The sequence below is a fragment of the Kitasatospora sp. NPDC005856 genome (assembly GCF_040629945.1).
Classification (GTDB): Bacteria; Actinomycetota; Actinomycetes; order Streptomycetales; family Streptomycetaceae; genus Kitasatospora.
On sequence record NZ_JBEXWT010000071.1, the window covers coordinates 23,664 to 46,930 of the forward strand.

A 23,267-nucleotide genomic window follows, 5' to 3' on the forward strand; every position below is an offset into this window, starting at 1 on the left:
TGCACCCCTCCCGATCCCCGCCCCTCGCACCGCCCGTCGCACCGCCCCCGCACCCGCGCCCCACCCCCGGATGTCGGTCCCACCCGGCACCATGGGGGCATGGCGCCCCAGACCCCGCCCCCGCCCGCCCACGACCCCCTGGCCGGCTTCGCCCCCGCCACCCGGGCCTGGTTCACCGGTGCCTTCTCCGCCCCCACCGCCGCCCAGTCCGAGGCCTGGCAGGCCATCCGGCGGGACACGGACGTCCTGGTGGTCGCCCCCACCGGCTCCGGCAAGACGCTGGCCGCCTTCCTCTCCGCCCTCGACCGCCTCAGCAGCACCCCTGCCCCCGCCGAGCCCAGACGCCGCTGCCGGGTCCTCTACGTCTCCCCGCTCAAGGCCCTCGCGGTGGACGTCGAACGGAACCTGCGAGCCCCGCTCGCCGGCCTGCGCCAGGCCGCCGTCCGGCTCGGCCTGCCCGAGCCCGAGGTCCAGGTCGCCATCCGCTCCGGCGACACCCCGGCCGCCGACCGCCGCCGCTTCGCGACCCACCCGCCGGACATCCTGATCACCACCCCCGAGTCGCTGTTCCTGCTGCTCACCTCCGCCTCCCGGGACGCCCTGCGCGGCGTGGACACGGTGATCCTGGACGAGGTGCACGCCGTCGCCGGCACCAAGCGCGGCGCCCACCTCGCGCTCAGCCTGGAGCGGCTGGACGAGCTGCTGGACCGCCCGGCCCGCCGGATCGGCCTGTCCGCGACGGTCCGCCCGGTCGAGGAGGTGGCCCGCTTCCTGAGCCCCCGGCGCGGCGCCACCGTGGTGCAGCCCGCCTCCACCAAGGACTTCGACCTCTCGGTGGTCGTCCCCGTCCCCGACCTCGACGACCTGCCCGCCGCCCCGGCCACCGGCGGCGCCGCCGGCAGCGACCCGCAGCGGCAAGCGTCGATCTGGCCGCACGTCGAGGAGCGGATCGTCGACCTGGTCGAGGCCCACCGCTCGACCATCGTCTTCGCCAACTCCCGCCGGCTGGCCGAGCGGCTGTGCAACCGGCTGAACGAGATCGCCCACGAGCGCGCCACCGGCACCGCCGTCCCCGAGGCGCACGCCCCGGCCCAGCTGATGGGCGGCTCGGGCGCGGCCAAGGGCGCGCCCCCGGTGATCGCCCGGGCCCACCACGGCTCCGTCTCCAAGGAGCAGCGGTCCCTCGTCGAGGAGGAGTTGAAGGCCGGCCGGCTGCCCGCCGTGGTCGCCACCTCCAGCCTGGAGCTGGGCATCGACATGGGCGCCGTCGAGCTGGTCGTCCAGGTCGAGTCCCCGCCCTCGGTCGCCTCCGGCCTCCAGCGGGTCGGCCGGGCCGGCCACCAGGTCGGCGCCGTCTCCACCGGCGTCTTCTTCCCCAAGTACCGGGGGGACCTCGTGCAGTCCGCCGTGGTCACCGAGCGGATGCGGGCCGGCCGGATCGAGGCTCTGCGCATCCCGCGCAACCCGCTGGACGTGCTCGCCCAGCAGCTGGTCGCGATGACGGCCCTGGACACCTGGCCGGTGGACGAGCTGCTCGCCGTGGTCCGCCGCGCCGCCCCCTTCGCCACCCTCCCGCAGTCCGCGTTCGACGCCGTGCTCGACATGCTGGCCGGCCGCTACCCCTCGGACGCCTTCGCCGAGCTGCGCCCCCGCCTGGTGTGGGACCGGGTGGCCGGCACGGTGACCGGCCGCCCCGGCGCCCAGCGGCTGGCCGTCACCTCCGGCGGCACCATCCCGGACCGCGGCCTGTTCGGCGTCTTCATCGCCGGCACCGCTGCGTCCGATGCGAGAACGGGCAAGAAGGGCGGCGGCCGGGTCGGAGAGCTCGACGAGGAGATGGTCTACGAGTCCCGCGTCGGCGACGTGTTCACCCTCGGCACCACGTCCTGGCGGATCGAGGAGATCACCCACGACCAGGTGCTGGTCACCCCGGCCCCCGGCATCCCCGGCCGGCTCCCGTTCTGGAAGGGCGACACCCTCGGCCGTCCGCTCGAACTCGGCCGCGCCCTCGGCGCCTTCACCCGCGAACTGGGCGCCCTGCGACCGGAGGCCGCCACCGAGCGCCTCAAGCAGGCCGGCCTGGACGACTGGGCCGCCGCCAACCTGCTGGACTACCTGGCGGAGCAGCGCGCCGCCTGCGGCCACCTCCCGGACGACCGCACCATCGTGGTCGAGCGCTTCCGGGACGAGCTCGGCGACTGGCGGATCGTCATCCACTCCCCCTTCGGCGCCCAGGTGCACGCCCCCTGGGCGCTCGCCCTCGGCGCCCGGCTGCGCGAGAAGCACGGCCTGGACCCCCAGGTCATGCACGCCGACGACGGCATCGTGCTCCGCCTGCCCGACGCCGATCTCCTCGCCCCCGACTTCGACTTCAGCACCCCGTCGGAACACGCCACGTCGGACGAGGCCCCGGTCGGCGCCGACGCCGCCCTGTTCGACCCCGGCGAGATCGAGCAGCTGGTCACCGACCAGGTCGGCGGCTCCGCCCTGTTCGCCTCCCGCTTCCGGGAGTGCGCCGGCCGCGCCCTGCTGCTCCCCCGCCGCAACCCCGGCCGCCGCACCCCGCTCTGGCAGCAGCGCCAGCGCGCCGCCCAGCTCCTCGAAGTCGCCTCCGAGTACGGCTCGTTCCCGATCGTCCTGGAAGCCGTCCGGGAGTGCCTGCAGGACGTCTTCGACGTCCCCGGCCTGGTCGAGCTGATGGGCGATCTGGAGTCCCGCGCCGTCCGCCTGGTCGAGGTCACCACCCCGGAGCCCTCGCCCTTCGCCCGCTCGCTGCTGTTCGGCTACGTCGCCCAGTTCCTCTACGAGGGCGACTCCCCGCTCGCCGAGCGCCGCGCCGCCGCCCTCTCGCTCGACTCCCGGCTGCTGTCCGAACTCCTCGGCCAGGCCGAGCTGAGCGAACTGCTCGACCCGCAGGTGCTCACCGAGCTGGAGGCCGAGCTCCAACGCCTCACCCCCGAGCGCCGGATCAGGGACGCCGAGGGTGTCGCCGACGCCCTGCGCCTGCTCGGCCCGCTCACCGAGGCCGAGCTGACGCTCCGCGGCGCCGAGCCGCTCTGGGCCCTGGAGCTGGAGGCGGCCCGCCGGGTGATCCAGGTCCGGATCGCCGGCGAGCAGCGCTGGGCCGCGATCGAGGACGCCGGACGGCTGCGCGACGCACTGGGCACGCCGCTGCCGGTCGGGGTCCCGGAGGCCTTCACCGAGCCGGTCAAGGACCCGCTGGGCGATCTGATCGCCCGCCACGCCCGGACCCACGGCCCCTTCACCGCCGCCGAGGCCGCCACCCGCTACGGCCTGGGCACCGCCGTGGTCACCGGTACCCTGCACCGCCTGACCGCCGCCGGCCGCCTGGTCCAGGGCCAGTACCTCCCACCCGCCGCCCGCCACCGCCCATCGCCGGAAGCGCTTCGCGCCGCCCCTCTTGAGCACACCGCCGCGGAGTGGTGCGACGCCGAGGTGCTGCGCCGGCTGCGCCGCCGCTCGCTCGCCGCCCTGCGCCAGGAGATCGAGCCGGTCCCGCCGCGCGCCCTGGCCGCCTTCCTGCCGCAGTGGCAGCACCTGTCCGGCCACCGGCTGCGCGGCCCCGACGGCCTGCTGCGGGTGGTCGAGCAGCTCCAGGGCACCGCCCTGCCCGCCTCCGCGCTGGAGAAGCTGATCCTCCCGGCCCGGCTCGCCGACTACTCCCCCGGCCTGCTGGACGAGCTGATGGCGGCCGGCGAGGTCGGCTGGTGCGGGGCCGGCGCCCTGCCCGGCAAGGACGGCTGGATCAGCCTGCACCTCGCCGAGAACGCCCACCTGCTGCGCCCCGAGCCCGTCCCGCCCGCGCTCACCCCGGCGCACAGCGCCCTGATGTCCGCGCTGGCCGGCGGCTACGGCCTGTTCTTCCGCCAACTCGTCCAGCAGCTCCCGGAGGAGACCGCCGAGCCGGAGGTCGTCGAGGCGCTCTGGGACCTGGCCTGGGCCGGTTACGTCACCAACGACACCCTCGCCCCGCTGCGCGCCCTGCTCGGCTCCGGCCGGACGGCGGGCGCCACCGCCCACCGCGCGCCCCGGTCCACCCCGCGCGGCCGCTACGGCGGCGCCGGCCGCGCCTTCGGCCGGGTCGGCGGCGCCCTGCGCGGCGGCCCGCCGACGGTGGCCGGCCGCTGGTCGCTGCTGCCCGCCTTCGCCGCCGACCCGACGGTCCGGGCCACCGCCCAGGCGCAGAGCCTGCTGGACCGGCACGGCCTGCTCACCCGGGGCACGGTGGCGGCCGAACGGGTGCCCGGCGGCTTCGCCGGGGTCTACCGGGTGCTCGCCGCGATGGAGGAGCGCGGCCGGGCCCGGCGGGGCTACTTCGTCGAGGGCCTGGGCGGCGCCCAGTTCGCCATGGAGGGCGCGGCCGACCGGCTGCGCTCGGTGAACGGCCGGCTGGAGCGGACCCGTGCCGCCGAGTGGCCGGCCGCCCCGGCCGGCGAGCCGCCGCAGACGCTGGTGCTGGCGGCCGCCGATCCGGCCAACGCCTACGGCGCCGCCCTGCCCTGGCCCGAACCGCCCACCGCCCCCGGCGGCAAGGAGTCCACCGCCCACCGCCCGGGTCGCAAGGCGGGCGCGCTGGTGGTCCTGGTGGACGGCGAGCTGGCGCTGTACGTCGAGCGCGGCGGCAAATCCCTGCTGGCCTGGCCGGAGGACGAGGCCACCCGGGCGCTGGCGGCCGGGGCGCTCGCGGCCGCCGTCCGCGAGGGCGCGCTCGGCAGCGTCACGGTCGAGCGGGCCAACGGCGTGCCCGCCCTCGGTTCCGACCTGGGCCGCGCCCTGGAGGAGGCCGGCTTCCACGCCACCCCGCGCGGCCTGCGGCTGCGCCCCTGACCGCGCCCTTCCGTACCCCGGCGCGAGAACCGAACACGGGCAGCGGAAAGCCGGAGGCCGCGGGGTTCCCGACCCCGCGGCCTCCGGCCACGTCGAATCACCCGATCGGCGGCGGCGGTGCGTCCACCGGTTCCGCCGGGCCCAGCGGCTCCGTGCGCGGGCGCCGGGCCGGGCCGGTGGCGTTCCGGTCGGCGTGGACCGGAATGAGACCGAGTCCCCAGCCGCCAGCCGCGAGCAGCCCCAGCACCGCACCGTCGGTCAGCTGCCCCCGGACCACCAGGAGCCACCAGAGGAGCCCGGCCGCCGGGAGTGCCAGCAGCCACCGCACCGGACGCCGTACCCGCGGGAACAGCCGCGCCCGGGCCCGTATTCGGGCCAGCGGGCGATTCCGCGCGTCTGTTCGCACGACCGCCCTCCCTTCGCTCGCCCCGGGCGGGGGCGCCCGGGAGTCGAGGCCGGGATCAGGCGGCGACCACGTCCATCGCGGCGGCCTTGGGCGACATGTTCGCCCGGTCGGTGCCGGGGGCGGGCAGCGGAACCGGTTCGAGTACCGGCCTCAGCAGATCACCTTCGGAGAGGGTGGCCATCGCCGCAAGTTCGGCGAGCGACAGCTCGTCGCTGACCTCGCGCATGACTTCGGACATCCGGACGTCGAGTGCGTCGCAGATGGCGGAGAGCAGCTCCGAGGAGGCCTCCTTCTGGCCCCGCTCGACCTCGGAGAGGTATCCGAGCGAAACCCTGGCGGCCGCCGACACCTCGCGGAGTGTGCGGCCCTGGCGCTGGCGCTGCCGACGCAGTACATCGCCCAGTAGGCGACGGAGCAGGATCATCGGTGCCTCCCTCCTCGGACTGCGGATCGAGATGTCACGTCCCCACCGTACCGCCTTGCCCGCTTCGCGTGCGGGGACCCTGGTCGTGTTCACTCTGGGCTGCAAGGCCGTCCCCCTCCTCGTTCCGGTGTCCTGCCCGGGTTCGCGGGCCCGTCGTGGTACCCGTAGCGGCTCACCCGGCCACCGTCACGCAACTCGTTCGCCACCTGGTTTCTGCCCAACCAGGCTGTTGGATGTAACACGATCCTCCAGCTGTCCCATACCCACGCGCCAGACCGGCGGATCTCGGTTCGGTGGAGATCCCCTCGCGGCGGGAGCGCCCCTACCGGGCGAACCGGCCGACCAGCAGCTCCAGCGCGGCGGTCACCGCCCCGTGACGGATTGTGGCACGACCGCCCGACAGCCGGGGAGAACTGACCAGAGTTCCGCCCGGGCCGGCGACCGCCAGGTGTACGGTGCCCACCGGCTGCCCGTCCTGCGGGTCCGGCCCGGCCACCCCGGTGGTCGCGAGCCCGTACGTGGCCCCCAGCAACCCGCGCACGCCCTCGGCCATCTGCCGGGCCACCACCGGGTGGACCGGCCCGTACACGTCCAGCAGCCCCTCGTCCACCCCGAGCACCGAGGCCTTCAGTTCGGTGGCGTACGCGGTGACCGACCCCCGGAAGGTCGTGGACGCCCCGGGGACGTCCACCAGCGCGGCGGCCAGCAGACCCCCGGTCAGCGACTCGGCGACGGCCAGCGTGCCGCCCTCGGCCCGCAGCGCGGCGTGCGCCCGCGCGGCCAGCTCGTAGTCCCGCGCGGCCACGTCCCGCTCCGCCGCGTCCCGCTCCGCCGCGTCCAGCGCCACCGCGTCCCGCTCCGCCACCAGGTCTCCCCCGTCGCTCAGCGGCCCGCCCGGGCCGCGGCCTGTCCCTCGCGGCGCAGTCGCAGCGCCTGTCCGATGTAGTCCAGCGCGGTGCCGACGGTCAGCAGCACCGCCAGGCCCATCAGCACGGCCCGCCCGGTGGCCAGCCAGCCGGTCAGGTCCAGGACGTACATGCCGACCGCGGTGCCCTGGGTCAGCGTCTTGAGCTTGCCGCCGCGGCTGGCCGGGATGACCCCGTAGCGGATCACCCAGAACCGCATCAGCGTGATGCCGAGCTCGCGGGCCAGGATCACCACGGTGACCCACCAGGGCAGGTCGCCGAGCAGCGAGAGGCCGATCAGCGCCGAGCCCATGATCGCCTTGTCGGCGATCGGGTCGGCGATCTTCCCGAAGTCGGTGACCAGGCCCTTGCGCCGGGCCAGTTCACCGTCGAACAGGTCGGTGATCATCGCGATCGCGAACGCGGCCCAGGCGACCGAGCGCCACTTGGGGTTGTGCCCGCCGTCGGCGAACAGCAGCGCCACGAAGACCGGTACCAGCAGCACCCGGACCATCGTGAGCACGTTGGCGATGTTCCAGACCCCCGGGGCGGACGGCGCCGCGGCCACCGGTCTGCCCGGGTGGGCCGCGGCCGGGGCGCCTGGCCCCTTGGTCATTCCCCGGCTCCCGAGGCCTCGGCCCCCGAGGTCCTGGGCAGTCGCACCTGCTCCAGCGCCTCGGCGATCAGGTCCACGCCCTCGCTGGCGACCACCTTGGCCCGCCAGAACTGGCCGACCTCGGGGGCCTCGACGCCCTCCAGGGTGGTCAGGCCGTCGGTCTCCGGGGCCTGGTGGGCGGCGCGGCCCTCGACCACGCCGTCCTCGATCGACTCGATCAGCACCTCGACCTCGGTGCCGATCCGCTGCTCGGCCCGCTGGGCGGTCATCTCCTCGGCCAGCCGGCTCAGCCGGTCCAGGCGGTCGGCGATCACGTCCTCGGCGAGCTTGCCGTCGTAGGTCGCGGCCTCGGTGCCGTCCTCGTCCGAGTAGCCGAAGACGCCGATCGCGTCCAGGCCGGCGTGCGTGACGAAGCGCTCCAGCTCGGCGAAGTCCTCCTCGGTCTCACCGGGGAAGCCGACGATGAAGTTGGACCGGGCGCCGGCCTGCGGGGCCTTGTCGCGGATGGTCCCCAGCAGCTCCAGGAACTGGTCGGTGGAGCCGAAGCGGCGCATCCGGCGCAGCACCGCGGGTGCCGAGTGCTGGAAGGACAGGTCGAAGTAGGGCACCACGTCGGTGGTCCCGGTCATCGAGTCGATCAGGCCCGGGCGCATCTCGGCCGGCTGGAGGTAGGAGACCCGGACCCGCTCGACGCCCTCGATCGCGGCGATCTCGCCGAGCAGCGTCTCCAGCAGCCGGATGTCGCCGAGGTCCTTGCCGTACGAGGTGTTGTTCTCGCTCACCAGGACGATCTCGCGCACGCCCTGCCCGGCCAGCCACTGGGCCTCGTTCAGCACGTCGGAGGGGCGGCGGGAGATGAAGGAGCCGCGGAAGGCCGGGATGGCGCAGAAGGAGCAGCGGCGGTCGCAGCCGGAGGCGAGCTTGACCGAGGCCACCGGGTTGTCGTCCAGCCGCTTGCGCAGGGTGCGCGGGCCGGAGGCGGGGGCGAGGCCGTCGGGCAGGTCGGCGATCGGCTCGGCGGGGGCCTCGGCGCCGTGGCCGGGCAGCGCGACGGACTCGGCGGCGGACTGCCGCTCGGCCGGGCTGATCGGCAGCAGCTTGCGGCGGTCGCGCGGCAGGTGCGGGGCGTGGTGGCCGCCGGAGAGGATGGTCTGCAGGCGGTCGGAGATGTTGGTGTAGTCGTCGAAGCCGAGCACGCCGTCCGCCTCGGGCAGCGCGTCGGCGAGCTCCTTGCCGTACCGCTCGGCCATGCAGCCGACCGCGACGACGGCCTGGGTGCGGCCGTGCCCCTTGAGGTCGTTGGCCTCCAGCAGGGCGTCCACGGAGTCCTTCTTGGCGGCTTCGACGAAGCCGCAGGTGTTGACCACGGCGACGTCCGCGTCGGCGGCGTCGTCGACGAGCAACCAGCCGTCGGCTTCCAGTCGCCCGGCGAGTTCCTCGGAGTCCACCTCGTTGCGGGCGCATCCGAGCGTGACAAGGGCGACAGTACGGCGTTCAGGCATAGGCCCAAGATTAACGCGCGGGCTCCGGTGCCGTTCGCCCCGGAGGCCGCGCGCCTCGGATCAGCTGATCATCAGTGGGCCGCGCGACCCCTGTGGTCAGCCCGCCTGCGGGTCTCCGGGGGTGTACGTGACGTGCACCACCTGGCCGTCCTTGCCGAGGAGGCCGAGGTCCTTCCCGTTGACGTACGCGTGCACGGCCCCGCCGTTGCCGAGCACCAGCTTGATCTGCTTGGGGTCGGTGAAGGTCTGGTCCTGGCCGTTGGCGATGTTGTTCTGGAACAGCGACTTGCCGTTGCCGTCCATCGCCGAGACCCAGCTGGTGCCCTCGGCGACCAGTTTCACGGTGACCTTGTCGGCCGGGACGGCGGCGATCGCGGCGGCGCTCGGCGCGGGCGCCGGCGGCTGGACGGCCGGCGTGGCGGCGGGGGCCACCGAGCCGGTGCCGGAGCCGCTGGGCAGCGGCGCGCTGGCCGAGCCCGCGGTGCCGCGCCCGCCGTTGCCGCTGACCAGGTTGAAGCCGATCAGCGCGACCACGGCGACGATCGCGGCGACCATGGCGGCCGCCCAGTTCGGCCGGCCGCGGCGGGGCACCTTGATCGGGCCGCTGTCGATCAGCTGGGTCGCCGGGCGCCTGGCGGCGGGCGAGCCGCCGTGCGCGGCGTCGTACCGGGCGACGAGGGCCTCGCCGTCCAGGCCGATCGCGCGGGCGATCAGGCGGATGTGCCCGCGGGCGTAGAAGTCGCCGCCGCAGCGGGCGAAGTCGTCGTCCTCGATGGCATGGACGATCGGCACCCGCACCCGGGTGGCGGTGCTCACCTGGTCCACCGTGAGCCCCGCGTCGATCCGGGCGGTGGACAGCACCCGGCCGATGCTCGGGGCATCGGCCGCCTGCGTCAGGTCGTCGGTCGGCTCGACGGACGACGTGGCGTTCTCGCGGTCGGAGGACTTGCCGATGGTCACGGGGCACGCCTTTCGAGCGGATGGCCACCTGCTGGGGAACAGTCTAGGGGCGTGGGCGGATCGTTTCTCAAGCGGAACGGGCCCGAATGCGCGCGCCCGATCCGACCGGGGTCCGGCACCGCGTTGACGGGTCGTCGGCGCGGCCGCGCGGGGAGCCCGGGGTTCGCTTTCCGCCGTGTGACGCGGTGTACGTACGTTCGGTTCCCCACACGGCGCCTACCCTCCTCCGAACGAGTGACACCCGGGTCAGGACACGGCCCTGCCCCCGACAGGGCCGTCCGTCAGCCCCGAAGGGTGATCAGCACCCCGTCCAGCTCGTCCGGCTTCACCAGCACGTCACGGGCCTTGGAGCCCTCGCTCGGGCCGACGATCCCGCGCGACTCCATCAGGTCCATCAGCCGGCCCGCCTTGGCGAAGCCGACCCGGAGCTTGCGCTGGAGCATCGAGGTCGAGCCGAACTGGGTGGAGACCACCAGCTCGGCCGCCTGGATCAGCAGGTCGAGGTCGTCGCCGATCTCCTCGTCGATCTCCTTCTTCGGCCCGCCGCCCACCGTCACGTCGTCCCGGTAGACGGCGCTCAGCTGGTCCTTGCAGTGCTGCACCACCTTGGCGATCTCGGCCTCGGTGACGAAGGCGCCCTGCATGCGGATCGGCTTGCTCGCGCCCATCGGCAGGAAGAGCGCGTCGCCCTTGCCGATCAGCTTCTCCGCGCCGGGCTGGTCGAGGATGACCCGGGAGTCGGCCATCGCGGAGGTCGCGAAGGCCAGCCGGGACGGCACGTTGGCCTTGATCAGGCCGGTGACGACGTCCACCGAGGGCCGCTGGGTGGCGAGCACCAGGTGGATGCCGGCCGCGCGGGCCAGCTGGGTGATGCGCACCACCGAGTCCTCGACGTCGCGCGGGGCGACCATCATCAGGTCGGCCAGCTCGTCGACGATCACCAGCAGGTACGGGTACGGGCGCAGCTCGCGCTCGCTGCCCGGCGGCGGGGTGACGGTGCCGGCCTTCACGGCGGCGTTGAAGTCGTCCACGTGCCGGAACCCGTACGCCGCGAGGTCGTCGTAGCGCAGGTCCATCTCGCGCACCACCCACTGGAGGGCCTCGGCGGCCTTCTTGGGGTTGGTGATGATCGGGGTGATCAGGTGCGGGATGCCCTCGTACGCGGTGAGCTCGACGCGCTTGGGGTCGACGAGCACCATCCGCACCTCGTCCGGGGTGGCCCGGGCGAGGATCGAGGTGATCAGGCAGTTGATGCAGGAGGACTTGCCCGCGCCGGTCGCACCGGCGACCAGGATGTGCGGCATCTTGGCGAGGTTGGCCATCACGGTGTGGCCCTCGACGTCCTTGCCCATGCCGACGACCATCGGGTGGGTGTCCTCGGCGGCCGTGCGCGAGCGCAGGATGTCGCCGAGGCTGACCATCTCGCGGTCCCGGTTGGGGATCTCGATGCCGACGGCGGACTTGCCCGGGATGGGGCTGATGATCCGCACGTCCGGGCTGGCCACCGCGTACGCGATGTTCTTGGCGAGCGCGGTGATCCGCTCCACCTTGACGGCCGGGCCGAGCTCGACCTCGTAGCGGGTGACCGTCGGGCCCCGGGTGAAACCGGTGACCTTGGCGTCCACCTTGAACTCGGCGAAGGTGCTCGTGAGCTGGGCCACCACCTCGTCGTTGAGGGCGCTGCGGGCCTTGGCCGGGCCGCCGCGCTCCAGCAGGTCGAGGGAGGGCAGGGCGTAGGTGATGCCCTCGGAGAGCTGGAGCTGCTCCATGCGCACGGGCGCCGGGCCGTGCTCCTCGGGTGCGCCGGGGCCGCCACTGCGGGCGGCCGGGACGGCGGGCTCCTCCGGCGGGGCGGTGCGGTCCTGCACCTGGTGCATCATGTCCGCCACCGCGGAGGAGGCGGGCACGCCGTAGACCAGGGCGCCGTCCAGGTCCGCGGCCGCGCCGGCGGCGAGGTCGCGGGTGGCGTAGGGGTCCAGCGGCTCCTTGTCCAGCGAGATCCGCTCGGCGTCCTCCGGCTCGTCGGTCCGCTTGCGCCGGCGGCGGCGCCGGGCGGCCACCTCGTCCGAGGGGTCGTCACCGTCGGTGTCCACGGTGAAGGGCAGCGCGTCGGGGTCGGCGTCCTCCGGCGGGTCGGTGGACAGCTCGCGCTCCGGCGTGCGCCCCCAGTGCAGCTCGTCCTCGGGCCTGGGCTCGACCACGCCCAGCCGTATGCCGATCCCCCGCACCCGCTCGCCGATCCGGTTGATCGGAGTGGCGGTGACCACCAGCAGGCCGAAGAAGGCCAGCAGCAGGAGCAGCGGCACGGCGAGCGCCGGCCCGGCGGCGGCCATCATCGGGGTGGACGCGGCCCAGCCGATGATTCCGCCGGCCGCCCTTATCCGGGAGGCGCCGCTGCCCATCATGGGCGCGCCGCAGCCGATGTGGACCAGGCCCAGGACGCCGACCAGCAGCGCGCTCAGCCCGATCATGATCCGCCCGTTGGCCTCCGGCAGCTCCGGGTGGCGCCAGAGCCGGATCGCCATCGCGGCCAGCAGGAACGGCACCAGCACGTCGAGCCGGCCGAACAGCCCGGACACCACGGCGGTGGCTCCCTCGCCCAGCCAGCCCTGGGGGCTGAACCAGGTGCCGGCCGCGGTCACCAGCGCGAGCGCGAACAGCAACAGGCCCACGCCGTCCTTGCGGTGGTCCGGATGCAGGTTCTTGGCACCGTCGCCGAAGCCCCGGAAGATCGCGGCGATCGGGCTCGCCAGGGCGTTGAGCGCGCCCATCAGCACCGACCTGGACGGCTTGGGCGCGGGCGCGGCCGCCTTGGCCGCCGTCTTCTTCGCGGGGGCCGCCTTCTTCGCCGCCGCCTTCTTCGCGGGCGGCTTGCCGGGGGCCTTCGCCGCGGCCTTCTTGGACGGTCCCGGACTCGTCTTACGTGCTGCGTTCCCGGGCGTGCGAGTGGCCATGGGTCAGCAGCCTACCGGGGCGGACGACCAGTGCACATGCGCCCGAGCCCGGGCGCCCGGACGTGTCGCAGACACACCGTCACCCTGACCGGGATTCACCCGGTCGCCACACCGGACCACCCGGACGGGTGAACCGCCGACCGGGGATCAGGAACTGCCCGGGCGCATCGCGTCCAGGGCCCGGCGCAGCCCGGCGAGCTTGCGCTCCAGGTGCGCGGCGGTGGCGGCCGCCCCGGCGTCCTCGCCCCCGTCCAGCTGCTTGCCGAGCGCCTCGGCCTGCTCCTCGACCGCCGCCAGCCGCGCGGACAGCTCGCCCAGCAGCGCCCCGCCGAGCGCCCGGTCGTCGCCGCCCTCCTCCAGTTGCAGGCGCAGCAGCGCGGCCTGCTCCTTCAGCTGGCAGTTCTTCGCGTACAGGTCGACGAAGACGGAGACCTTGGCGCGCAGCACCCACGGGTCGAAGGGCTTGGAGATGTAGTCCACCGCACCGGCCGCGTAGCCGCGGAAGGTGTGGTGCGGGCCGTGGTTGATCGCGGTCAGGAAGATGATCGGGATGTCCCGGGTGCGCTCGCGGCGCTTGATGTGGGCGGCGGTCTCGAAGCCGTCCATCCCCGGCATCTGGACGTCCAGCAGGATCACCGCGAAGTCGTCGGTGAGCAGCGCCTTCAGCGCCTCCTCACCGGAGGCCGCGCGGACCAGCGTCTGGTCCAGGGCCGAGAGGATCGCCTCCAGCGCCAGCAGGTTCTCCGGTCGGTCGTCGACCAGGAGGATCTTGGCCTTCTGCATCAGGGCTCGCCCTCCTGTCGCCTGCCTGCCGCCCGGTGCAGGCACCCGCGTACTGCCCACCGCTACCCCGGTCATGCTAGCCGCACCCCCTCGCCCGGCACATCGCCCCGTCGTGACCCGATCCGGGGCGGCGCGCAGTCAGTGCTCCGGCGCACGCTCACCAGCGTGTTGCCGTCCGGTCACTGTTCGCAACGATCGGTGACCCTACCGGGTTCCCGGGCCCGACCGCCAGCAAGCCGACCGCGCGGCCGGCGTGAACCCGGGGCCCGGTCCCGGGTTCACGCCTCCCGCACGGTCACGCGCGGTCGCCGTTCAACCACTCGCGCATCACCGTCAGCAGGTGGTCGGTCTCCACCGGCTTGGTGATGTGGTCGGTGGCACCCGCCTGCAGCGACTTCTCCTTGTCGCCCTTCATCGCCTTGGCGGTCAGCGCGATGATCGGCAGGCCGGCGAACTGGGGCATCCGGCGGATCGCCTCGGTGGTCGCGTAGCCGTCCATCTCCGGCATCATGATGTCCATCAGGACCAGCGCCACGTTCTCGTGCTGCTCCAGCATCTCGATGCCCTCGCGGCCGTTCTCCGCGTACAGCACGGTCAGGCCGTGCTGCTCCAGCACGCTGGTGAGGGCGAACACGTTGCGGACGTCGTCGTCCACGATCAGCACCTGCTGGCCGTCGAAGCGCCGGGCGCCGTTGACCGGTCGGAGCTGGACGGGCTCCAGCGTCCGCGGTCCGGCGGCGCTCTCCAGGGCGGCGCTGCGCCGGCGCTCCACCGCGCCGCGGCGGCGCTCCTCGGCCAGCTCCCGGACCTCCTGGGCCCAGTGGTCGGCCGGGTTCTCGCCGACCGGCACCGGCAGGCCCACCGGGGTCACCCCGACCGAGGCGCGCGGCGCCAGGCCGCTCGCCACGCCCTGGCGGGGCTCTCCGACGGCCTCCGGGGCCTCGGTGCGCAGCGGCAGGTAGAGCGTGAAGGTGGAGCCCTTGCCCAGCTCGCTCTCGGCGTGGATCTCGCCGCCGAGCAGCCGGGCGATCTCGCGGCTGATGGACAGGCCGAGGCCGGTGCCGCCGTACTTGCGGCTGGTGGTGCCGTCGGCCTGCTTGAACGCCTCGAAGATCTCCCGCAGCTTGTTGCCGGGGATGCCGATGCCGGTGTCGGAGACCGAGAAGGCGATCAGCTCGTCGTCCGGCCCCTGGATCGAGCCGGACTCCAGCAGCCGCTCGCGCACGTGCTGCGGGACCTCCCGGCCGGCCGGGCGGATCGAGAAGTCGACGGCTCCGGCGTCGGTGAACTTCACCGCGTTGGAGATCAGGTTGCGCAGCACCTGCTGGAGCCGCTGCTCGTCGGTGTGCAGGGTGACCGGCAGGGCGGGCGAGACCCGGACGGCGAAGTCCAGGTTCTTGTCCAGCGCGACCGGCTGGAAGGTGGCCTCGACGTAGTCGACCAGCTGGACCAGCGCGATCCGGGCCGGGCGGACGTCCATCTTGCCGGCCTCGACCTTGGACAGGTCGAGGATGTCGTTGATCAGCTGGAGCAGGTCGGAGCCCGCGCCGTGGATGGTGTCGGCGAACTCGACCTGCTTCGGCGAGAGGTTGCCCTCGTTGTTGTCGGAGAGCAGCTTGGCCAGGATCAGCAGCGAGTTGAGCGGGGTGCGCAGCTCGTGCGACATGTTGGCGAGGAACTCGCTCTTGTAGCGGGAGGCCAGGGCGAGCTGCTCGGCCCGCTCCTCCAGGACCTGCCGGGCCTCCTCGATCTCGCCGTTCTTGATCTCGATGTCGCGGTTCTGCTGGGCGAGTTGCTCGGCCTTCTCCTGCAACTCCTCGTTGGTGCGCTCCAGTTCCTCCTGGCGTGCCTCCAACTCGGCGGACCGCATGGAGAGTTCGGCGGTGAGTCGCTGGGACTCCAGCAGCAGGCCCTCGGTCTTGGTGTTGACGCTGATGGTGTTGACGGTGACGCCGATCAGGTCGGCGATCTGGTTCAGGAAGTCCAGCGCGACGGTGGTGAAGGAGCTGAAGGTGGCCAGCTCGATCACGCCCAGCAGCCGGCCCTCGAACAGCACCGGCAGCACCACGATGTGGGCCGGGGAGGCCTCGCCGAGCCCGGAGGCGATCTTCAGGTAGCCGGGCGGCGCCTCCTTGAGGATGATCGCCCGCTTCTCCACCGCGGCCTGGCCGATCAGCGACTCGCCGGGGCGGAAGGTGGTCGGCATCGCCCGCCGCTGGTAGCCGTAGCTGCCGATCAGGCGCAGCACGGTGTCGTTCTCGTCGTCGTCCTCGGTGATCAGCTCGGCGGTGCGGCCGGCCGGCTGGGCGAGGAAGAAGGCACCGTGCTGGGCGGAGACCACCGGGGTCAGCTCGGTCATGATCAGCGAGGCGACCGCCTCCAGGTCCCGGCGGCCCTGGAGCAGACCGGAGATCCGGGCCAGATTGGTCTTGAGCCAGTCCTGCTCCTGGTTGGTGCGGGTGGTCTCGCGCAGGTTGGCGATCATCTGGTTGATGTTGTCCTTGAGCTCGTCGAGCTCGCCCGCGGCGTCCACGTCGATCCGCAGGCTCAGGTCGCCCCTGGTGACCGCGGTGGCGACCTGGGCGATCGCGCGCACCTGCCGGGTCAGGTTGTTGGCCAGCTCGTTCACCGACTCGGTGAGGTCCTGCCAGGTGCCGTCCACCCCGGGCACCCGGGCCTGGCCGCCGAGCCGCCCGTCGGTGCCCACCTCGCGGGCGACCCGGGTGACCTCGTCGGCGAACGCCGAGAGCTGGTCGACCATGGTGTTGATGTTGGTCTTGAGCTGGAGGATCTCGCCGCGCGCGTCGACGTCGATCTTCTGCGAGAGGTCGCCGCGCGCCACCGCGGTGATCACCAGCGCGATGTTCCGCACCTGGCCGGTGAGGTTGTTGGCCATCTGGTTGACGTTGTCGGTCAGGTCCTTCCAGATCCCGGCCACACCCGGCACGCTCGCCTGGCCGCCCAGCGTGCCGTCGGTGCCGACCTCGCGGGCGACCCGGGTGACCTCCACCGCGAAGGAGGACAGCTGGTCGACCATGGTGTTCAGGGTCGCGGCGAGCGCCGCCACCTCGCCCTGCGCCTCGATGGCGATCTTCTTGGAGAGGTCGCCACGGGCCACCGCGCCGGCGACCTCGGCGATGTTGCGCACCTGTCCGGTCAGGTTCGACGCCATGAAGTTGACGTTGTCGGTCAGGTCCTTCCAGATGCCCGACACCCCGCGCACCCGGGCCTGGCCGCCCAGGATGCCCTCGGTGCCCACCTCGCGCGCCACCCTGGTCACCTCGTCGGCGAACGCCGACAGCTGGTCGACCATGGTGTTGACGGTCGTCACCAGCTCCAGGATCTCGCCCCGGGCGTCGACGGTGATCTTCTTGGAGACGTCGCCGCGCGCCACCGCCGTGGTCACCTCGGCGATGTTCCGGACCTGGCTGGTCAGGTTGTTGGCCATCAGGTTGACGGAGTTGGTCAGGTCCTTCCAGATCCCGGCCACGCCGGGCACGCTGGCCTGGCCGCCCAGGATGCCCTCGGTGCCGACGTCCCGGGCGACCCGGGTGACCTCGTCCGCGAAGGCGCCCAGCTGGTCCACCATCGTGTTGATGGTGTTCTTCAGCTCCAGGATCTCCCCGCGCGCGTCGACCTGGATCTTCTGCGACAGGTCGCCCTTGGCGACCGCGGTCGTCACCTGGGCGATGTTGCGCACCTGATCGGTGAGGTTGTTCGCCATGAAGTTGACGTTGTCGGTCAGGTCCCGCCAGACCCCGGCCGCCCAGGGCACCTGCGCCTGGCCGCCGAGCCGTCCCTCGGTGCCCACCTGGCGGGCCACCCGGGTCACCTGCTCGGCGAAGCCGGAGAGCTGGTCGACCATCGTGTTGATGGTGTTCTTCAGCTCCAGCATCTCCCCGCGCGCGTCCACCTCGATCTTCTGCGAGAGGTCCCCGCGCGCCACCGCCGTCGTCACCTGGGCGATGTTGCGCACCTGGCCGGTCAGGTTGTCGGCCATGAAGTTCACCGAGTCGGTGAGGTCCCGCCAGACCCCCGCCACGCCCGGCACCTGGGCCTGCCCGCCGAGCCGGCCCTCCGTCCCCACGTCCCGGGCCACCGTGGTGACCTGGGCGGCGAACCCGTTCAGCTGGTCCACCATCGTGTTGACGGTGTTCTTCAGCTCCAGCATCTCGCCGGCCACCTCGACGGTGACCTTGCGGGACAGGTCGCCCTTGGCCACCGCCGTCGTCACCTGGGCGATGTTGCGGACCTGGGCGGTCAGCCGGCCCGCCATGGTGTTGACCGAGTCCGCCAGGTCCTTCCAACTGCCGGACACGCTGCGGACCTTGGCCTGACCGCCGAGCTTGCCCTCGGTGCCGACCTCGCGGGCCACCCGGGTCACCTCGTCGGTGAACTCGGAGAGCTGGTCCACCAGCCCGTTGACGGTCCGCCCGATCTTCAGGTACTCGCCGCGCAGCGGGTGGCTCACCCCGTTGCTGTGCAGCGAGCGCAGCTCCATCTTCTGGTCCAGGTCGCCCTCGGCGATCGAGGTGAGCACCCGGCCCACCTCGGCCATCGGGCGGGCCAGGTCGTCGATCAGCGCGTTGCAGTTGTCGACCGCCGCCATCCAGGCGCCCTCGCCCGCACCGGTCTCCAGCCGCTCGTTCAAGCGGCCCTCGCGGCCCACCGCGCGCCGGACCCGCGCCAGTTCACCGGTCAGGTGCTGGTTGCGCTCGGCGACCTCGTTGAACACCGCGGCGATCTCGGCCAGCGGCCCGTCCCCCGGGACGGTCAGCCGGCGGCGGAAGTTGCCGTCCCTCATCGCGGTCAGCGCCGACAGCAGCTTGCGCAGCTCGGCGGGCTCCGCGCCACGACCGTGGCCCGGCGCCCGTCGGCCGGCCGCGTTCCGCGGCACGGCCCCGGGGCGCCCACCGCGCGCGGCGGGCGGCGTCGTTCCGGTTGCGTCCTTGGTGGCCGAACTCAACGGGCCCCTCCCACATCGTGAACTGTCCGGTGACCGACCGTGCCGGTGCGGCACGCACCCGGGCACCGGCCCGGCTGGGCTGCGTGCCGACCGTCCTCGACGCGCCGGCACCCACACGACCGTACTGCTCGCACCGGCCGTCGCGGACCCCCCAGTCTGGCAGCACAGGCACCGGGTGCACGGCCGGTTGCGCTCGGTTCGTACCGCACCGTCCGAAACAGGTGGGCAGAATCACCCTCTGGTGCCTGTTTCGACTCCCCGCCCCCACGGGGAACCAAGCGGAAAGTAGGGTGGAGCGCTGCACCGGGCCACGACCCGACCCAGCGCCGCCGCTCACCCCGACGGCGCGCACGGGGAGTCGGCGCCGCACCCCGGACAGCCAGGGCAAGAGCAGCAGAGGAGAAGTGGCAACGTGGTCACCGCGCGCGCAGCCGCCACCTTCGACCCCGACGGCCGGTCCGCGGCCGCCGCACGGGGTTTCGTCCGGGACGCGCTGCTCGGCTGGGGCCTGCCAGAGGTCGTCGACGACGCGGTCGTGCTGGTCAGCGAGCTCGTCACCAACGCCGTCGTGCACGCCGGCACCGACGCGGAGGTCTGCTGCCTGCGCGAGGAGGAGAGCGTCCGGATCGAGGTCACCGACCACCACCCCGAGCGCGGCCTGCCCTCGCTCGGCGGCGGTCCGGTCACCGGCTCCGACCGGTACGCCGACCCGGACGGCGAGGGCGGTCGCGGCCTGCTGATGTGCTCCGCCCTCGCGGAGCGGTGGGGCGTCGAGTACGCGGCCGGCCGCAAGACCGTCTGGTTCCGCCTCGCACTGCCCGCACAGGTGCTCGGCACCCGCTACGCCGTTCCCGCGACCCCCGGCAGCGATCTGCCCAGCGGCCCCGGCCCGGTGCACGTCGCCGTCGTCCAACTCGACGAGGACGGCCGGGTGCTGGCCTGGAACCCGGATGCCGAGGCGCTCTTCCAGTACCCCGCCGCGGCCGTCCTCGGCCGCCCCTGGGCCGACCTCGCGGTCTGGCCCAAGTCCCCCGGCGCCCGCGGCCTCGGCCTGACCGACACCCTGCGGATGGCCCGCTGGGAGGGCGGCTACGGCATCCGCCGCCAGGACGGCCACGAGGTCGAGGTGTACGGCGCCCAGGTCCGGCTCCGCGACACCGAGGGCGTCCCCTCCACCCTCTGCCTGCTCGTCCTCGAACCCGACCGCGCGGTGCTGCGCTCCCCCGCCCGGGCCCTGCCCGGCGAGCGCCCCGACCAGGCCGGGCCCCGGCTCGACCTGCTGGCCGGCCCGGTCGCCGCAGACGACCTCGACACCCTGCTCCAGCGCACCGTCGAACGCGCCCGCGACCTGCTCGACGGCGACGCCGCCTACCTGCTGCTCACCACCGACGACGAGGCCGAGTTCGAGGTCCGCGCCGCCACCGGCCTCACCGCCGGACACCGCAGACACACCCGCTTCCCGGTCGGCACCGGCAACCGCTACGACTCCGCCCGGCTGCCCTCCGTCCACGAGGACCTCGCCGCCCGGCCCACCGGACTGCCGCTGCTCTCCGACAGCGGCATGCGCTCCCTGATCACCGTCCCGCTCAAGGTCGAGGGCCGCCTCATCGGTTCGCTCGGCATCGCCGCCGCCGCGCCCGGCCGCTACGACAACGAGGACGCGCTGCGCCTGCAGTTCGCCGCCGACCGGGTCGCCCTCGCCGTCGAGAGCACCCGGCTGACCGAGCTCGAACAGCTGCGCCGCGGCTCGCTCTCCTTCCTCGTCGAGGCCTCCGACCTGCTGGCCGGCACCCTCGAACACGAACAGACGCTCGCACTGATGGCCCAGATGGCCGTCCCCACCCTCGCCTCCTGGTGCGCCGTCTACACGACCGCCGACCACTCCTCCCCGGCCAGGCTGGCCTTCGTCCTGCACGAGGACGAGGACCGCATCGACCCGCTGCGCGACCTGCTCGACAAGACCCCCGTGCCGGAGGCCGGCCCCACCCACGGCGTCCGGTTCTGGACGGCCCCCGCCGAATCCGCCGGGGCGAGCGGGCTCGCCGACGGCCCGGAACTCGCGGGCCTGCTCGGCGAGACCGTCGTCCTCGCGCTGACCGCCCGCAACCGCGTCATCGGCCTGCTGGTGCTCGGCGTCCCGGCCGGCGTCCGGTTCCGCCAGGAGATCCTCGAACTCGCCGAGGACCTCTCCCGCCGGGCCGCCCTCGCCCTGGACAACTCCCGCCTCTACTCCGAGCGCACCGCCACCAGCCAGGCCCTCCAGCGCAGCCTGCTCCCGCCGGACCTGCCGGAGATCCCCGGCGTCGAGGTGGACGTGTACTACCAGGCGGCCGGCGAGGGCAACGAGGTCGGCGGCGACTTCTACGACCTGTTCACCATCCGCGAGGGCACCTACGGATTCGCCATCGGCGACGTCTGCGGCACCGGACCCGAGGCCGCCTCGGTCACCGGCCTGGCGCGGCACTCGCTGCGGCTCCTCGCCCGCGAGGGCCTGGACGCGCCGCAGGTGCTGCGCCGGCTCAACGCGGCCATCCTGGACGAGGGTTCACGCAGCCGCTTCCTCACCCTGCTCTACGGCGAGCTGACGCCCCGCCCGGACGGCAGCACCGAGCTCTCCCTGGTCTGCGCCGGCCACCCCCTGCCGCTGCGGCTGCGCACCGACGGCCAGGTCGACCGGGCCGCCACCCCGCAGCCGCTGCTCGGCGTCATGGACGACCTCGACCTCACCGCCGAGCACCTGGTGCTCGCCCCCGGCGAGGTCCTGCTCTGCGTCACCGACGGGGTCACCGAGCGCCGCGAGGGCCGGCGGATGCTGGGCGACGACGGCCTCGCCGAGGTGCTCACCGGCTGCACCGGCCTGACCGCCGGCGCGGTCGCGGCGAGGGTGCAGCGCGCGGTCGAGCGCTTCGCCCCGGAGCCGCCGTCCGACGACATGGCGATCCTGACCCTGCGGGTGCCCACCCAGCGCAAGGCCTGAGCGCTCCGCGGCCGGCGCGGCGTCGGCTCGGTGCGGCGCCTACCGTGTGCGGCACCGACCGTGTGGTGACTCCGCCCGTGTGCTGACGTAGTCACAAATTGTTATATTCACAATGGTGCAAGCGGGGAGGGGTCGGGTAGACCGATCTCACCGGAGATTCCCTCCGGCGGGGACGCGACCAGCGGGCTCTCCGCTGGCCCATCACTTCCGATGGCCCACCACTTTCGACCGCAGCCCGCGCACGCTCACAGCGGTGCGCCCTCGGCGCGGTCGCGCGCATCCACTCATCGAGACGACACCACAGCGTCACTGCGCCCTGCGCGCGCCCAGAGTGAAAGGAGCCTCCGGTGAGCAACGACGCTACCGGGGCAACGAACGCCCGCTCCACCGGAGCCGACGCGGGTAACCTCGGCTACCTCGCACTCGGTCTCACACTGCTCGCCTACGGCCTGCTCTCCACCGGCATCCTGCACGGAGCCGGAGTCGGGAACGCGGCCCACCTCGCCCATCTCCTCGGCGGCGTCACCCTCTTCATCGCGGGCCTCTGGCAGCTCCGCGGCGGCGAGGGCTTCACCGGAACCGCCTTCACCACCCTCGGCGCCTTCTGGGCGACCTGGTCGGCGGCCGGCGGGGCGGGCAAGAACGCCGCCGGACTCTTCCTGCTGCTGTGGGCCCTGCTCGCCCTCACCCTCACCGCCGCGAGCTGGGGCACCGGCCTGCTCGGCCGCGCCGTCTACGGCCTGCTGACGGTCTCCCTGCTGCTCTCCGCCATCGCCAGCTTCGGCGGCTACGGCGGCCTGGCCAAGACCGCCGGCTGGATCGCGGCCGTCTCCGGGCTCGCCGCCTGGTACGGGGCCACCTCCGCGCTGAGCAACGGCTCCTGGGGGAAGCTCTCCCTGCCGGTCAAGTAGCCGACGGCCGGGACCGGCCCCGGTCAACCGACCTGCTCCAACCGCTCCTCCGCGGTGCCGCGGGGCCCGACCTCCGTCCTGGCGGAGGCCCGGCCCCGTCGGCGTGCCGCCAGCGCCAGCACGGCGTAGGCGAGGAGCAGGATCGCCACGGCCACGATGCCGTCCGACCAGAAGTGGTTGGCCGTCACCACCACCACGGCCACCGTCAACAACGGATGCAGCACCATCACCCAACGCAGCGAACTGCGCGACACCCGGATCACCGCGACCGCTGCCAGCACGCACCAGGCGACGTGCACCGAGGGCATCGCCGACAACTGATCGGCCACCACCACACCGCCGACCGCGCCGCCGTAGACCGACTGCCCGTACTGGGCGGCCACGTCGACGAAGCCGCTCTCCGGCAACATCCGCGGCGGCGCCACCGGGATGAACTGCACCAGCAGGCAGACCGCGGTCGTGATCACCACCGTGTTGCGCACCCACGCGTAGCGCTCGCGGTGCCGCACGAACACCCAGAGCAGGACGCCCAGCATCACGGCGAAGTGCATGACCGCGTAGTAGTAGTTCGCCAGCCTCACCAGCACCGGGTACGGCGTGACCGCCTTCTGCCAGGAGGCCTCGTCCGGCAGCCCGACCACCTGCTCGGTGTGGTGGATCCAGCTCGCACGGTCCAACGCGTGGTCCGTGCTCATCACCGAGAGGTGCCCGACCAGCTGCCAGAGCGCGAACAGCGCCAGCAGCGTGCCGGCCTCCCGCAGCAGAGCGGACAGCGCCGGCTTCCGGCCCTTCACCGCGGCGTACGCGCCCGCATGGAGACCGACGGCGGCGGCCCCGGCGGACTGCCAGGTAAGGGTCAGGTTCTGCATTGGCAGAGGGTAACGCAAAAAGCCCCTTCCCGGATGGGAAGGGGCTTTTTGGAAGAATTGTTCGGCGGCGTCCTACTCTCCCACAGGGTCCCCCCTGCAGTACCATCGGCGCTGTGAGGCTTAGCTTCCGGGTTCGGAATGTAACC

General features: G+C 73.4%; 12 protein-coding genes, 1 rRNA gene and 1 pseudogene. 3 read left to right on the plus strand and 11 right to left on the minus strand.

The features are described from left to right. The first annotated feature begins 99 nt into the window (after nt 1–99). Nucleotides 100–4,848, plus strand: coding sequence for an ATP-dependent helicase (locus ABZ449_RS31475; RefSeq protein ID WP_360352962.1), 4,749 nt, complete (start codon nt 100–102; stop codon nt 4,846–4,848). A gap of 97 nt (nt 4,849–4,945) precedes the next feature. Here ABZ449_RS31475 and ABZ449_RS31480 read toward each other — a convergent pair whose 3' ends face one another. The 9 genes and pseudogenes from ABZ449_RS31480 to ABZ449_RS31520 all read right to left on the minus strand — a co-directional run bounded on the left by ABZ449_RS31480 (nt 4,946) and on the right by ABZ449_RS31520 (nt 18,232). Further along, nucleotides 4,946–5,254 (minus strand): hypothetical protein, encoded by a 309-nt coding sequence (locus ABZ449_RS31480; RefSeq protein ID WP_360352964.1) that lies wholly within the window; start codon nt 5,252–5,254, stop codon nt 4,946–4,948. Nucleotides 5,255–5,309: 55 nt separating this feature from the next. Continuing rightward, nucleotides 5,310–5,678 (minus strand): helix-turn-helix transcriptional regulator, encoded by a 369-nt coding sequence (locus ABZ449_RS31485; RefSeq protein ID WP_049660741.1) that lies wholly within the window; start codon nt 5,676–5,678, stop codon nt 5,310–5,312. Nucleotides 5,679–6,000: 322 nt separating this feature from the next. Further along, complete coding sequence (locus ABZ449_RS31490; RefSeq protein ID WP_360352980.1) at nt 6,001–6,462, minus strand: CinA family protein; 462 nt, start codon at nt 6,460–6,462, stop codon at nt 6,001–6,003. A gap of 98 nt (nt 6,463–6,560) precedes the next feature. Then, the gene (pgsA, locus tag ABZ449_RS31495) at nt 6,561–7,199 is read right to left on the minus strand and encodes a CDP-diacylglycerol--glycerol-3-phosphate 3-phosphatidyltransferase (RefSeq protein WP_360352966.1); all 639 of its coding nucleotides are present in this window, start codon (nt 7,197–7,199) and stop codon (nt 6,561–6,563) included. Further along, complete coding sequence (gene rimO / locus ABZ449_RS31500) at nt 7,196–8,701, minus strand: 30S ribosomal protein S12 methylthiotransferase RimO (RefSeq protein WP_360352968.1); 1,506 nt, start codon at nt 8,699–8,701, stop codon at nt 7,196–7,198. The genes pgsA and rimO overlap by 4 nt, the downstream gene beginning before the upstream one ends. A gap of 96 nt (nt 8,702–8,797) precedes the next feature. Beyond that, nucleotides 8,798–9,598 carry a helix-turn-helix domain-containing protein gene (locus tag ABZ449_RS31505; protein ID WP_360352982.1) on the minus strand — a complete coding sequence of 267 codons (801 nt, stop codon included), beginning with the start codon at nt 9,596–9,598 and terminating at the stop codon, nt 8,798–8,800. Nucleotides 9,599–9,942: 344 nt separating this feature from the next. After that, nucleotides 9,943–12,646, minus strand: a pseudogene (locus tag ABZ449_RS31510) (DNA translocase FtsK). A gap of 116 nt (nt 12,647–12,762) precedes the next feature. Then, nucleotides 12,763–13,401: a response regulator gene (locus ABZ449_RS31515; protein WP_360352984.1), complete on the minus strand. Its 639-nt coding sequence runs from the start codon at nt 13,399–13,401 to the stop codon at nt 12,763–12,765. A 292-nt stretch (nt 13,402–13,693) separates the two neighbouring features. Continuing rightward, on the minus strand, nt 13,694–18,232 hold the full coding sequence (locus tag ABZ449_RS31520; RefSeq protein ID WP_360352986.1) for a HAMP domain-containing protein: 4,539 nt from the start codon (nt 18,230–18,232) through the stop codon (nt 13,694–13,696). Between the two features lie 544 nt (nt 18,233–18,776). Here ABZ449_RS31520 and ABZ449_RS31525 point away from each other — a divergent pair. Both ABZ449_RS31525 and ABZ449_RS31530 read left to right on the plus strand, forming a co-directional pair. Then, complete coding sequence (locus tag ABZ449_RS31525) at nt 18,777–21,341, plus strand: SpoIIE family protein phosphatase (protein WP_360352970.1); 2,565 nt, start codon at nt 18,777–18,779, stop codon at nt 21,339–21,341. Nucleotides 21,342–21,688: 347 nt separating this feature from the next. Continuing rightward, the gene (locus ABZ449_RS31530) at nt 21,689–22,252 is read left to right on the plus strand and encodes a GPR1/FUN34/YaaH family transporter (protein ID WP_360352972.1); all 564 of its coding nucleotides are present in this window, start codon (nt 21,689–21,691) and stop codon (nt 22,250–22,252) included. Between the two features lie 23 nt (nt 22,253–22,275). On the opposite strand, the gene ABZ449_RS31535 is transcribed toward ABZ449_RS31530, so the two are convergent. Continuing rightward, nucleotides 22,276–23,121: a phosphatase PAP2 family protein gene (locus ABZ449_RS31535; RefSeq protein WP_360352974.1), complete on the minus strand. Its 846-nt coding sequence runs from the start codon at nt 23,119–23,121 to the stop codon at nt 22,276–22,278. A 59-nt stretch (nt 23,122–23,180) separates the two neighbouring features. Further along, nucleotides 23,181–23,267 (minus strand): 5S ribosomal RNA (gene rrf / locus ABZ449_RS31540); the annotation flags it as partial.

Excerpts from the sequence above, each read along its gene's own strand:
- pgsA (WP_360352966.1), bottom strand. The coding sequence starts at position 7,199 with ATGACCAAGGGGCCAGGCGCCCCGGCCGCGGCCCACCCGGGCAGACCG.
- ABZ449_RS31535 (WP_360352974.1), bottom strand. The coding sequence starts at position 23,121 with ATGCAGAACCTGACCCTTACCTGGCAGTCCGCCGGGGCCGCCGCCGTC.
- ABZ449_RS31475 (WP_360352962.1), top strand. The coding sequence starts at position 100 with ATGGCGCCCCAGACCCCGCCCCCGCCCGCCCACGACCCCCTGGCCGGC.
- ABZ449_RS31485 (WP_049660741.1), bottom strand. The coding sequence starts at position 5,678 with ATGATCCTGCTCCGTCGCCTACTGGGCGATGTACTGCGTCGGCAGCGC.
- rimO (WP_360352968.1), bottom strand. The coding sequence starts at position 8,701 with ATGCCTGAACGCCGTACTGTCGCCCTTGTCACGCTCGGATGCGCCCGC.